Source organism: Saccharopolyspora indica (genome assembly GCF_027853965.1).
GTDB lineage: Bacteria > Actinomycetota > Actinomycetes > Mycobacteriales > Pseudonocardiaceae > Saccharopolyspora > Saccharopolyspora indica.
This window is the reverse complement of record NZ_JAQGLB010000036.1, coordinates 22,323-34,774: the sequence shown is the minus strand read 5'-3', so window position 1 is coordinate 34,774 and position 12,452 is coordinate 22,323. Positions and strand designations below refer to the sequence as shown.

The 12,452-nt window shown below is 71.6% G+C and carries 8 protein-coding genes; 4 read left to right on the top strand and 4 right to left on the bottom strand.

Translation table 11 applies throughout. From position 1 onward, the window contains the following. Positions 1-124: 124 nt before the first annotated feature. Positions 125-904, top strand: coding sequence for an SDR family NAD(P)-dependent oxidoreductase (locus OU416_RS39150; RefSeq protein ID WP_270932159.1), 780 nt, complete (start codon positions 125-127; stop codon positions 902-904). Between the two features lie 45 nt (positions 905-949). Here the strand turns inward: OU416_RS39150 and OU416_RS39145 are convergent, their stop codons facing one another. After that, positions 950-3,616, bottom strand: a complete 2,667-nt coding sequence (locus OU416_RS39145; RefSeq protein WP_270932158.1) for an ATP-binding protein — start codon at positions 3,614-3,616, stop codon at positions 950-952. A 151-nt stretch (positions 3,617-3,767) separates the two neighbouring features. On the opposite strand from OU416_RS39145, the gene OU416_RS39140 reads away from it, so the two are divergent. Continuing rightward, on the top strand, positions 3,768-4,631 hold the full coding sequence (locus OU416_RS39140) for an SDR family oxidoreductase (RefSeq protein ID WP_270932157.1): 864 nt from the start codon (positions 3,768-3,770) through the stop codon (positions 4,629-4,631). Here OU416_RS39140 and OU416_RS39135 read toward each other — a convergent pair whose 3' ends face one another. Next, the gene (locus OU416_RS39135; RefSeq protein ID WP_270932156.1) at positions 4,632-5,582 is read right to left on the bottom strand and encodes a DMT family transporter; all 951 of its coding nucleotides are present in this window, start codon (positions 5,580-5,582) and stop codon (positions 4,632-4,634) included. A gap of 31 nt (positions 5,583-5,613) precedes the next feature. Here OU416_RS39135 and OU416_RS39130 point away from each other — a divergent pair, with 31 nt between their 5' ends. Then, the gene (locus OU416_RS39130) at positions 5,614-6,165 is read left to right on the top strand and encodes a helix-turn-helix domain-containing protein (RefSeq protein ID WP_270932155.1); all 552 of its coding nucleotides are present in this window, start codon (positions 5,614-5,616) and stop codon (positions 6,163-6,165) included. Between the two features lie 24 nt (positions 6,166-6,189). Here OU416_RS39130 and OU416_RS39125 read toward each other — a convergent pair whose 3' ends face one another. Both OU416_RS39125 and OU416_RS39120 read right to left on the bottom strand, forming a co-directional pair. After that, positions 6,190-7,800, bottom strand: coding sequence for a GMC family oxidoreductase (locus OU416_RS39125; protein ID WP_270932154.1), 1,611 nt, complete (start codon positions 7,798-7,800; stop codon positions 6,190-6,192). Between the two features lie 195 nt (positions 7,801-7,995). Further along, the gene (locus OU416_RS39120) at positions 7,996-8,967 is read right to left on the bottom strand and encodes a phosphotriesterase family protein (protein ID WP_270932153.1); all 972 of its coding nucleotides are present in this window, start codon (positions 8,965-8,967) and stop codon (positions 7,996-7,998) included. Positions 8,968-9,517: 550 nt separating this feature from the next. Here OU416_RS39120 and OU416_RS39115 point away from each other — a divergent pair. Then, complete coding sequence (locus tag OU416_RS39115; protein ID WP_270932152.1) at positions 9,518-12,412, top strand: FAD-binding and (Fe-S)-binding domain-containing protein; 2,895 nt, start codon at positions 9,518-9,520, stop codon at positions 12,410-12,412. The last annotated feature ends 40 nt before the right edge of the window (positions 12,413-12,452 follow it).

Genomic DNA, 12,452 nt, shown 5'->3' with positions numbered 1-12,452 from the left:
GGACGAGTGCCGGAGAAGGAAGTTCTCGAATCCGCGGCACCGTGCCGCGCGAATTGCACGCCGGAACTCCTCCCATCCGGATAGCCTTCCGGACGCACGACGCGTGGGAGTGAACTGGAGCGAGATGGAATTCAAGCTGGAAGGCAAGACCGCGCTGGTGACCGGTGCCAGCAAGGGCATCGGCCTGGCCGTCGTTCAGGCGCTGGCCGCGGAAGGTGTGCAGGTCGCCGCATGTGCTCGCACCACCAGCGATGCCTTGGCCGAGGCCACTCCGCTGACCCGGCGAGCAGATCTGTCCGATGCCGGGCAGACCGCGGAAGTGGTGGCGTGGGCGCTCGGCGAACTGGGCGGCATCGACCTGCTGGTCAACAACGTCGGCGGTTCCCCGGCCCGCACCGACGGATTCCTGGCGATCAGCGACGAAGAATGGCAGCAGGCGTTCGAGCTGAACTTCTTCAGCGCGGTGCGCACCACCCGGGCGGCGCTGCCGAGCCTGCTCGAGCGCAAGGGGAACATCGTCAACATCGGCTCGGTCAATTCGCAGCTCGCGCTGCCCCGGCTGATCGACTACTCCGCGGCCAAGGCCGCGATGACCAACTTCGCCAAATCGCTCGCCGAGGAGTACGGCGGAGCAGGCCTGCGGGTGAACACCATTTCCCCCGGCCCGACGCGCACCGCCGTCTGGACCGCCGCCGACGGGATGGCCTCCGGGCTGTCCCGGAGCGCGGGCATCGACCACGAGGAGTTCGTCTCGCAAGTTCCCGCGATGACCGGCCTCAACACCGGCCGGTTCACCGAACCCGAGGAGCTGGCCGTGCTCGTGGTGCTGCTGGCCTCCGGCCGCGTGCCCAACATGAACGGCGCGGACCTGGTGGTCGACGGCGGAATGCTCAAGCAGCTCTGACCTGGGACCGCGGGAACCCGTGTCGTCCGGCGCGGAACTCCACCGTCATCTGAGACCCGGCACGTCCCTGAGCTGTCTGCGGGAGGTGATGCCGAGTTTCCGGAAGATGTTGCGCAGGTGGGCGTCCACCGTGCGGGGGCTGATGAACAGGTGGGTGGCGACCTCTTTCGACGTCGCGCCCGCCGCGACCTGGCGGGCGATGTGCATCTCCTGCGCGGTCAGGCGGTCGTCGGTGTGCTCGGAGCGGCTGCGGGCCACTTCACCGGTCGCGCGCAGCTCGCCCGCGGCCCGCTCGGCGAACGCTTCCATCCCCATCCGCGACAGCTCTTCGTGCGCGGTGCGCAGGTGCTCGCGCGCGTCGCGGCGGCGGTTCGCGCGGCGCAGCCACTCCCCGTACCGCAGGTGCGCCCGCGCGGCGTGCAGCGGCACCGGGCTGTTCGCCAGGTGCTGGAGCGCTTCCAGGTGGTCGGCTTCGGCATCGCTGACCAGAGCTCGCGCGCCTGCCGCCACGCCGAGGCCGAAGCTGGTCCCCGCGGGTTCGGCGCGTTCGACCAGGGCGTCCAGCGCCGACCTCGCGGCGGCGTGCTCGCCGCACCGGACCGCGGCCTCCACCAGTTCGGGCAGCGCGATGCCGGTGAGGAAGAGATCACCGGCCGCCACCGCCCGCGTGGCCGCGTCCAGCGCGGCCGGGTAGTCGGCCAGCCCGTTGTGCAGCACGGCCATCGCCCAGTGCGCGTTCGCGGTCAGCTGGCCGGTTCCCCGGTTCACCACCTCGGCGACCAGGTCGAGCACCTCCTGGCGGCGGCCGCGCATCGCCGACAGGTGCACTCTCGGGTACAGCTGCGGCGGATCGCCGAGGGCGTCGGCGACGGCTTCCTCCTCGGCGATCGCGGCCATCGCCCGACCGAAGTCACCGGCGAACACCGCGGACAACGCCGCCTGCGACAGGCCGAGCCGGATGGTCATCGGCGAACCGGTCTCCCGGCCGGTGCGCACCAGCCATTCGGTGACCGCCGTGTGCAGGTCGATGTCCCACAGTTCGCCCGCGAGCACCGCGGCCAGCGCGGGCACCCGGCTCCAGCCGGCATCGTCGCCGGTGAGAACTCGCCGCAGCGCAGGCACTCCGGCGCGGTGCCCCTCGGTGCTCAGCAGCACCAGCGCGTCGAGGAGGTCCGGCCGCCGCGGTGCCGAGCGCGCCGCGTCGAGCACCCGGTCCATCACGCCCGCGGCTCTCCCGACGACGAGCCCCATCTCCAGCGCCGCCACGAAGCACTCGCGGGACCGTTCCGGATCGCTTGCCGCGAGCCGCCGCCCGGCCCGCAGGATGAGTTCGGCTCCCTCGACGGCACCGTCCGCGCCCTGGACGAACGCGATCCGCCCGCGCAGCAGGTCGACGGAGGAGTGCTGGTGTTCGTCCAGCGTCCCGGTGTCGATGCTGGCCAGCAGGTCCGCCGCCGCGCTCGCCCCGCCCGCGTCGAGCGTCGCCCGCGCGGCGGCGAGCGTGCGCTCGGCCTGTTTGCCGGGGTCGCACGACAGCGCCGCGGCGCGTTCGAGGAACGCGGCGGCGGCTGCCACTCCCCCGCGCGCTTGGGCGCGCGACGCCGATGACTCCAGCTCCGCCGCGACTCGTTCGTCCGGACCGGCGGTGGCCTGAGCGCGGTGCCAGGCCCGCCGGTCCGGAGCGACGTCCGGGTCGGTGGTGTCGGCCAGCGCCCGGTGCGCCGCACGGCGCTGGTCCGGTTCGGCCGCGCGGTATGCGGCCGAGCGCGCCAACGGGTGGCAGAAGCGGGCCCGCGTGCCCAACAGCATCAGCCCGGATCCCTCGGCGGCGGCGCTCGCGGCGGGCACGTCGACGTCCAACCGCCGCGCGGCCGCCCACAGCAGACCCGGGTCGCCGGTGGGATCGGCGCTGGCGAGGATCAGCAGGATCCGCGCGTCCCGGGGCAACTCCGCGATCCTGGCCCGGAAGCTCCGCTCGACCCGGCTCGCGACCGGCGACGGCGTCGGCAGTGCGAAACCACCTGCTTTCGGCAGCTCGATCAGGGCCAGCGGGTTTCCGCGCGCCTCGGCGAGGAGGCGGTCGCGCACCCGCTCGTCGAGCGTCGCGCTCTTCGCCCCGGCCAGCAGCTCGCGCGCGTGAGCGTCGCTCAGGCCGCTGACCGCCAGGCCCGGCAGTTCGTCCAGGCCGCGGATGACGTCCTCGTCGCGGGCCGCGAACACCATCGCGATCGGCTCCGCCGCGATGCGCCTGGCCAGGAACGTGAAGGCCCTCGCCGAGGCGGCGTCCATCCAGTGCGCGTCATCGATGACGCACAGCATCGGATGCTCCGCCGCGGCGGTCGCCAGCAGTTCCAGCGCGGCGAGGCCGACGCGGAACGGGTCCGGCGCCCCGTCGGCCAGCCCGAACGCGACCAGCAGGGAGTCGCGGTAGGGCGCCGACAGCGCGTCGAGGTGCGCCAGCAGCGAAACGCACAGCTGGTGCAGTGCCGCGAACGGCATCTCGCCCTCGAACTCCGACCCGGACGCGCGGAGGACCCGGAACTCCGCGGGCACCGCGCGCTCGACGTGCTCCAGCAGGGCGCTCTTGCCGATTCCCGGCTCGCCGCGCAGGACGAGCGCACCGCCCTCGCCCCGCTCCGCCCCGCGGACGAGAGCGAGGAGCCGATCGATCTCGTCGTCCCGGCCGACGAGCCGGGGCGTGGTCCGAACCATGCGGAGATGCTGTCACCCGCGCCACACCTAGCGCGCCGCGGGCCAGCGGAAGTAGGCGATCGTCACCGACGCGAGCGGGCGTGCGCCGAGGCGATCATCCAGGCACGAACCCACCCGCGGGTTCTCCAGCACGCAGCAGAGAGGTCCACCCATGAACGCCCCCACCGTGCTCGTGACCGGCGCGACCGGAACCGTCGGATCCGCGCTGGTCCCCGCCCTGCGAGCCCGCGGCGCCACCGTCCGCGCCATGACCCGCGATCCCGGCCGCGCGATCGCCGGTGTCGAGAACGTCGTCGCCGACCTGCAGGACCCGGCATCGGTCACCGCAGCCCTGACAGGTGTCGACGCGGCCTTCCTCAACAGCCCGTCGGCTCCCGACGCCGCCGCGCTCCAGATCCGGTTCGCCGACCTCGCCCGGGACGCGGGCGTGCACCGGCTCGTGCTGCTCTCCCAGTACGCGGCCCGCACCGACTCGCCGGTGCGATTCCTGCGCTGGCACGCCGAAGTCGAAGCGCACGTGCAGGGGCTCGGGCTCGACCACACCGTGCTGCGCCCCAACCTCTACCTGCAGGCGTTGCTCGGCTTCGCGGGCACCATGGCGCAGGGCTGGTTCGCCGCCCCCATCGGCGACGCCGCCATCAGCGCCATCGACACCAGGGACATCGCCGAAAGCGCCGCAGCCGTGCTGACGAACGCGGGGCACACCGGCCGCACCTACACGTTGACCGGCCCGCGCGCCGTCACCCACGCCCAGATCGCCGACGCGCTCTCCGCCGCCACCGGACGGACCATCGCCTTCCGCGACGCACCTGCCGACCAGTTCACCGCGGCGCTGGCGGGCGTCCTCCCGCAGTGGCAGCTCGACGGCCTCGTCGAGGACTACGCCCACTACGCCCGGGGCGAAGCCGCCGAGGTGCACCCGTCCGTCGCGGACCTCACCGGACACCCCGCCCGCGACGTCACCGACTTCGCCCGCGACTACGCCGCGTTCCTCCCCGGCGAGCGGGCGGATTGATCAACGCGAGCGGGCACCGGAGTCCTCCCCGCCGGAGAGGAGCTCCGCGCCGCCGGGAGCCGCCACGCGATCCCGGCGGCTCCGGGGTTTCAACTCGCTGACGAGCACTCCGACGACGATCAAGACAGCGCCGAGGAGCGCGAGGCCGGGCAGGCGGTCACCGGCGAGGCGCCCGATGACACCTCCCCAGACCGGTTCACCGGCGTAGATGATCGTCGCCCGCGTCGGGGAGACGGTGCGCTGCGCCCAGTTCATGGTGAGCTGGATCAGGTAGCTCGCGGCGCCGAGGCCGACCGCAGCGGTGAGCCAGACCCACGAGAACGCCGGGACCGGCTCGCCGACGACCGGCATCATCAGCAGGGACAGCCCACCGCCGACGAACAGCTGCACGACGGTGACCCTGCCGAGGTCGGCCTTCCCGGCGAACAGCCCGATCAGGATGATCTCCCCGGCGATGGCGAGCGCGCTGATGAGCGTGGCGAACTCACCGGCGCTCAGGGAGATACCGGCCGCACCCGGCCCGGCCAGCAGCACCAGGCCGGTGAAGGCGAGCGCGACACCGGCCCACGTCATCGGCCGCGGTGCTCTGCGCAGCACGACCCACTGCAGCAGCGGCACCATCGGCACGTACAGCGCGGAGATGAACGCCGAGGTGCTGCTGCTGATCGACTGCAGCCCCCAGGTCTGCAACCCGTACCCGAGGAAGATCGTCACCCCGATCGCGCTCCCCGCACCCAGGTCGCGCCGGGTCAGCCCCGCCAGGGCGCGCCGGAACACCACCAGCCCGATCAACCCGGCGGTCAGGAAGCGCACCCCGACGAAGAACAGCGGCCCGCTGTGGTTCATCGCGATGTGGATGATCAGGAAGGTCGCTCCCCAGATCGCGGTGATGCCGACCAGCGCCGACTCGTGCTTGCTCAGCACCGAGAACCGCGAGGAAATGTGCAGCATATTGCACAACGGTATGTGTAAAATCCTGCACATGCAAGAGTCGCGTCCGGACGTCCTGGTGCACGTCGGGGAGAACCTGCGCCGTCTGCGCCGCTCGACGGGCCTGAGCCAGGCCGCGCTCGCCACCGCATCGGGCGTGAGCCGGCGGACGATCATCAACCTGGAAGCGGGCGAGTCCAACATCAGCCTGTCCGGCCTGGACAAGCTCGCCGACGCCCTGGGCGCGACGTTCGTCGAGCTGGTGACCCCGCCCGCCGCTCCGACCGACCGGATCGACGCGACCGCCTGGCGCGGCAGCCACCCGGAGAGCCGGGCGGTGCTGCTCGGCAGCGCCCCGGCGCGCAACGAGGCCCAGCTGTGGACCTGGAGCCTCGCGCCCGGCGACCGCTACGACGCCGAGCCGGATCCCGACGGGTGGCACGAGATGGTCTACGTGACGCGCGGCCGCCTGCTGATCGAACGCGACGAAGGCCCGGCCCACGTCGCCGAAGGCGACTACGCCATCTACTCCAGCGCCCAGCACTACGCCTACGTCAACAGCGCCGAGACCACCACCACGTTCGTCCGCAACGTCCTCTCCTGACCGCCGCTCGCCTCCCGCGCCGGGTCAGCTCTGGATCAGGTCCGCGCAGCGCTCGCCGATCATGATCGAGGGGGCGTTGGTGTTGCCGCCGATGATGGAGGGCATCACCGAGGCGTCCGCGACGCGGAGGCCGTCGATGCCGAGGACCTTGAGGTCCGGCCCGACCACCGCTCGTTCGTCCGCGCCCATCCGGCAGGTCCCGACCGGGTGGTAGACGCTGTGCACGTAGTCCGGGAGGATCCGGCGCAGCTCCTTCTCGTCCGAGTACTGCTGCCCCGGCCCGATCTCGCCCTCGTTGTCGCCGACGCCGTCCATCACCTCGCGCACCATCTTGATGCCTTCGAGGAGCACGTCGGCGTCCTTGCCGGACTTCAGGTACGCGGGGTCGATCAGCGGCGCGGCCAGCGGGTCCGCGCTGGCCAGCCGGACGGTGCCGCGGCTCTCCGGGTAGATCAGCGCCGGGAAGACGCTCTGCCCGGGCTTGGTCGAAGGCGGTCGCACCGCCTTGTCGGAGTCCTGGTTCGGGATCGGGTAGACCCAGTACAGGCTCAGCAGCTGGAGGTTCGGGATCGAGCCGGCGTGCGAGGTGCGCACGAAGCCCGTCGCCTCGAACTGCGAGCCGCCCGCCCAGCCCGAGCCGGGGCGGAACCACTCCCTGGCGAGGCCGCGCGCGAAGTAGGTCGGCGTCGGCCTGCGCAGGGCCGAGTCCATCCGGAACGACACCGGCACGAAGAGGTGGTCGTGGAGGTTGTCCCCGACCGGCAGGTCGGCGCGCACCTCGATGCCGTGCTCGCGCAGGTGCTCCGCCGGGCCGATGCCGGAGAGCATGAGCAGCTGCGGGGAGCCGAAGGCCCCGGCGGACAGGACGACCTCGCGCCCCGCCCGGATGACCCGCCGGCTGCCGTTCTTGCCGATGACCTCGACACCCGTGGCGCGCGAACCGTTCAGCACCACCTTGGAGACGGTGGCATCGGTGAGGACGGTCAGCGAGTCCACCGAACCGCTGTGGAGGTATCCCTTCGAGGAGGAGTACCGCACACCGGGATCGGCGCTGAGCTGGATGGCCGCGATGCCCTCCTGGGCTTCGGCGTTGTAGTCGTCGAGCATCGGCACGCCGAGGCGGCTCGTAGCCGCGTCCATGAAGCCCTGTGCGGCCTCGGTCAGCCCGCCCTGCTTCCGGACCCGGATCGGACCGCCCGACCCGCGGAAGTCGTTCGCACCGCCCTCCCAGTGCTCCAGGCGCTTGAACGCGGGCAGGACGTCGTCGTACGACCAGCCCTTGCAGCCGTCGTCGGCCCAGTCGTCGTAGTTCTCGCGGTTGCCCCGGACGAAGAGCATGCCGTTGACCGAGCTGGATCCGCCCAGCACCTTGCCGCGGGTCTGGGGGATCTTGCGGTTGGCCGCGTGCTCCTGCGGAACCGATTTGTAGCCCCAGTCGAAGAACTTCTTCAGTTGCGGCGTGGAGTGCACCACCGCGATGGCGCCCGGGATGCTCAGCAGGCTCTTCAGCGGCCCCCGGTCGTCCCGCGCCCCGGCTTCGACCAGGACGACGCTGGATCCCCGCTCGGCGAGCCGTCGCGCCACGGCGCACCCGGCGCTGCCCGCGCCCACAACGACGTAATCAGCCTCAGCCATCCCGATGCCTTTCACCGCAAGCAGACCTTGTACAGAAGCAGATCGAGCGTCGAGCCAGGTTAGAACACGTTCTATCTGCTTGTCCATACACGCATCGCGGCAACCACCCGCAGCACCAACTACATCGCGCAGAACTGGACCTCATCGGCACCCAACCGCAGAACATGTTCTGCAACCGAGTGACGCAGGTGGGCGTCAAGCCGAGAAGTAGCGGCGCGGGTTCTCCACCAGCATCGCGGTGATCTGCTCCTCGGTGACTCCGCGCTCCCGCAGGGCGGGCAGCACGTCGTCGCTGATGTGGGTGTAGATCCAGTTCGGGAGAGCCGCGGTCCTGGCCTGCTCGGGGAACCAGTCGATGAAGCACGAGGCGTCGTGCGAGAGCACCATCTTCTCCGCGTAGCCCTGCCGCGCGAGTTCGACCACGGTCCCGACCCGCGCCTCGAACGGCAGCAGGACGTCGAGCCCGAACCGGTCCATCCCGAGGTAGGAACCGGCGTCGGCGATCTCGCGCAGGTAGTCCAGGTCGGTGCTGTCGCCCGAGTGGCCGATGACGACCTTGGTCAGGTCGGCGCCCTCCTCGGCGAGCACCTTCTGCGCGATCAGCCCGGACCGGTTGTGCACGCTGGTGTGCACGGTGATCGGCGCACCGGTTTCGACGTGGGCTTGCGCGACCGCGCGCAGCACGCGCTCCACGCCCGGGGTCAGGCCGCGCTCATCGATGGCGCACTTGAGGAACGCCGCCCTGACCCCGGTGCCGGCGATCCCCTCGCGGATGTCCTCGACGAACAGCTCGACCATCGGTTCGGGGCCGTCGAACAGCAGGCCCGGGCCGGTGTGGTGGAACTGGATCGGCACCTCGTCGTAGGTGTAGACACCGGTCGCCACCACGATGTTGATGTCGACCTGCTCGTTGATGCGCTGGATGCGCGGGAGGTAGCGGCCGAGCCCGATCACGGTCGGGTCGACGATGGTGTCCACCCCGCGCGCCTTGCACTGCCGCAGCTTCTCGACCGCGTCGGCGATCCTCGCGTCCTCGTCCCAGCGGTCCGGGTAGTCGGGGTAGTTCTGCCGGATCTCCGCGCCGAGGACGAAAACGTGCTCGTGCATGAGCGTGATCCCGAGCCGGTCGACCGGAACCGGGCCGCGCACGGTGCGGACTTCCGCCATCGCGGATACCTCCTGGACATGTGAGTGGGTCGTGTTACCTGCGCCACACGCCGGAACAGATCGGTAGTGTGTTTCGGCTTCGGAACGAAGTCAAGATCTGTTCCACACCACTGCTGGCCCCCCGGGATTCGACGCCGCCCTCGACCTGGTCGCCACCCCTCGGCGCCTCACCGCCGACGGCTTCCACCTGGCCGGAATTCCGGCCCGCCGCACGCCTGAGCGCCGTCGGGCGCAGCAGCAACGGGATCGCGCCGCGCTGATGCCACAGTGGCCGAACACTGTGGACGATCGAATCTCGCGGCAACAGGAGAAGCTCGTCGATCCGCGCGCACGCGTCGATCAACTCTCGCCGTCCTGGCGGGTGCCGATCCCACCCCCTCCTGGCACCGGCCCGGCAAGAACCGCGGAGCGGACGGTTGCCAGCCTCCGTGAGTAACATGTTACTGTCCTGCGGTCGGTGACTTCCCCCACGATTCGAGTCGGGCGCCACCCGCGCAGGTCCGCCTGCGGCGGCAGGTCGTCACCGCCGACCACCTGAAGGGAGAGCACGGTGACGGCAGCGTCCACCGAGGACATCCGCGCGCGCTTGCGCACCGATCGCGCTGCGCTGGGCGCCTACGTTTCCGACGCCTCGATCTTCCGCCGCGTTCCCCGGGCCGTCCTCGAACCCCGGAGCCGGGCGGAGATTCAGGCCGGGGTGCGCATCGCCCGGGAGGAGGGCTGGCCGGTCACCGTGCGCGGCGGCGGCACCTCGGTGGCGGGCAACGGGATCGGCGAGGGTCTGATCATCGACACTTCCCGGCACTTCAACCGCGTCCTCGAGATCGATCCCGATGCGCGCACCGCCCGGATCGAACCCGGTGTCGTCTGCGACACCCTGCGCGAGGCGGCGGCGCCCTACGGCCTCACCTACGGTCCGGACCCGTCGACCCACAGCCGGTGCACCGTCGGCGGCATGATCGCCAACAACGCCTGCGGATCCCACTCCCTGGCCTGGGGAACCGCCGCGGACAACGTCGTCGAGCTCACCGTCATGCGCGCCGACGGCGAGCTGGTCACGCTGCAGCGGGGCGGGACGAGCGATCCCGAACTCGACCGGGCTCTCCTGCGCTTGCGGGAGGAGAACCTCGCGCTGCTGCGCACCGCCCTGGGGCGGTTCCCCCGGCAGGTCTCCGGATACGGGCTGCACCACCTGCTCCCGGAGAACGGCTTCGACACGGCCAAGGCCTTCGCCGGTTCCGAGGGAACCCTGGGCATCATCGTCGAGGCCGTCGTCCGGCTCGTTCCCGTGCCCGAGGCCACCGCCTTGGCGGTCCTGGCCTTCCCCTCCGTCTTCGACGCCGCCGCAGCCGCGCCGCTGACCCGGCGGGCCGGTGTGGTGACCTCCGAGGGCATGGGCGGAGATCTCCTCGACGTGCTGCGGATCAGCCAGGGGCGCGATGCCGGTGACATCCTCCCCGGCGGTGTCGGCGATCCGCGCCCGGCCGGCGGCTGGCTCTACTGCGAGACCACCGGCGAGACGGCCGAAGACGCCCGGATGCGCGCCGAGGAACTCGTGGCCGAGTTCGATTCCCAGCACCGCACCGTGGACTCCGTCGTCGTCGCCGACCCGGCCGAGATGCGCGAGCTCTGGCGGATCCGGGAATCCGCGGCGGGTCTGGTCACCCGGCTGCCCGACGGCGGCGAGGCGTGGCCGAACTGGGAGGACTCCGCCGTGCCGCCCGAGCAGCTCGCCGACTACCTCCGCGATCTCTACGCGCTGCTGGACCGGCACGGCCTGCGGGGCATCCCGTTCGGGCACTTCGGCGAGGGCTGCGTCCACATCCGCATCTCCTTCGACCTCGGCACCGAGGACGGGCTCGACGTCTTCCGGGCCTTCATGTCCGATGCCGCCGACACCGTCGCGGCCCACGGCGGTTCGCTCTCCGGCGAGCACGGCGACGGCCGGGCCCGCTCCGCTCTGCTGCCGCAGATGTACCCGCCGCAGGTGCTCGCGGCCTTCGCCGCGTTCAAAGCGACCTTCGACCCGGACCGCGTCCTCAACCCCGGCGTGCTCGTCGACCCCGATGCCCTCGACACCGGCATCCGCCCGGCGCCGGGGCAGCGCAGCGGGGAGTTCATCCCGGTGCACGCGCTCAGCCAGGACCGGGGCTCGCTCGTCAACGCCGTGAACCGGTGCGTGGGCGTTGGCGCCTGCCGCTCGGACGAAGGGGCGATGTGCCCCTCCTTCCAGATCACCCGCGACGAGGTGCACAGCACTCGCGGCCGGGCCCGCATCCTCTCCGAGATGTTCCGCGGCGACCTCTACCCGGAGGGCACCAGCTCGGAGGACGTCAAGGATGCGCTCGACCTGTGCCTCTCGTGCCGGGCATGCGCCTCCGAGTGCCCCGTCAACGTCGACATGGCCACCTACAAGTCGGAATTCCTCCACCGGCACTACGCGGACCGGCGGCGGCCCATGGCCCACTACTCGATGGGCTGGCTGCCCCTCACCAGCAGGATCCTGCACCTCGTCCCCGGCGCCGCACGGGCGGTCAACGCCGTCCTGTCGCTGCGCCCCGTGGCGAAGGCCGTCATGCGGCTCGGCGGAGTCGATGCCGGCCGTTCGATGATCCGCTTCTCCCCGCGCAGCTTCCAGGCCCTGTCGAAGTCGCGGCGCTTCCGCTCCGAACGGGCCGCCGGGCGCACCTCCCGCGGGCCCGTGGTGCTCTGGCCGGACAGCTTCACCAACCACCTGGACGCGAACGTGGCCGCCGACGCCCACGCCGTCCTCACCGCGCTCGGCTACGACGTGATCGTTCCCAGCGGGTTCCTCTGCTGCGGGTTGACCTGGCACTCGACCGGCCAGCTCGGGCGAACGCGGCAGGTCCTCGCCCGCACCCTGAAGTCGCTCGACGCGTGGATCGACGGCCGCACCCCCGTCGTCGTCCTCGAACCGTCGTGCGCGTCGATGCTCACCGAAGAGGCCCCCGAGCTCCTCGCCGCCGACCCGCGCTCGCACCGGCTGGCCGAGCAGGTCGTCACGCTCGGCGACATCGTCGCCCGGCACGTCGACGACGCGGACTGGCCCTTCGGGGAACTGCCGGTACCGGCGCTCTCCCAGGTCCACTGCCACGAGCGCTCCCGCCGCGGCCACGGAGGCACCGGGACGGCGCTGGCCCGGCTGGGCGTCGAGGAGTCCCGGATCGAGACCGGTTGCTGCGGTCTGGCGGGCAACTGGGGGTTCGAACCCGGTCACGCCGATCTCTCCCGCCGGCTCGCCGAGCGGGAACTGCTCCCCCGCATCCGCGAGCTCGACGCGGAGGCCGTCGTGCTCGCCGACGGCTTCTCCTGCCGCACGCAGATCCGCGAAGGACTGGCCGACGAGACCGGACACGGCCCGGTTCAGAAGCAGGGGCTCCACCTCGCCCAGCTGCTTCGTCGAGCGCTCGACACGAGCTCTTGAGGACGGCCGCAACCACAAACCCCGCTCAACGCTGAGCGGC

Excerpts from the sequence above, each read along its gene's own strand:
- OU416_RS39130 (WP_270932155.1), top strand. The coding sequence starts at position 5,614 with ATGCAAGAGTCGCGTCCGGACGTCCTGGTGCACGTCGGGGAGAACCTG.
- OU416_RS39150 (WP_270932159.1), top strand. The coding sequence starts at position 125 with ATGGAATTCAAGCTGGAAGGCAAGACCGCGCTGGTGACCGGTGCCAGC.
- OU416_RS39135 (WP_270932156.1), bottom strand. The coding sequence starts at position 5,582 with ATGCTGCACATTTCCTCGCGGTTCTCGGTGCTGAGCAAGCACGAGTCG.
- OU416_RS39145 (WP_270932158.1), bottom strand. The coding sequence starts at position 3,616 with ATGGTTCGGACCACGCCCCGGCTCGTCGGCCGGGACGACGAGATCGAT.
- OU416_RS39120 (WP_270932153.1), bottom strand. The coding sequence starts at position 8,967 with ATGGCGGAAGTCCGCACCGTGCGCGGCCCGGTTCCGGTCGACCGGCTC.
- OU416_RS39140 (WP_270932157.1), top strand. The coding sequence starts at position 3,768 with ATGAACGCCCCCACCGTGCTCGTGACCGGCGCGACCGGAACCGTCGGA.
- OU416_RS39125 (WP_270932154.1), bottom strand. The coding sequence starts at position 7,800 with ATGGCTGAGGCTGATTACGTCGTTGTGGGCGCGGGCAGCGCCGGGTGC.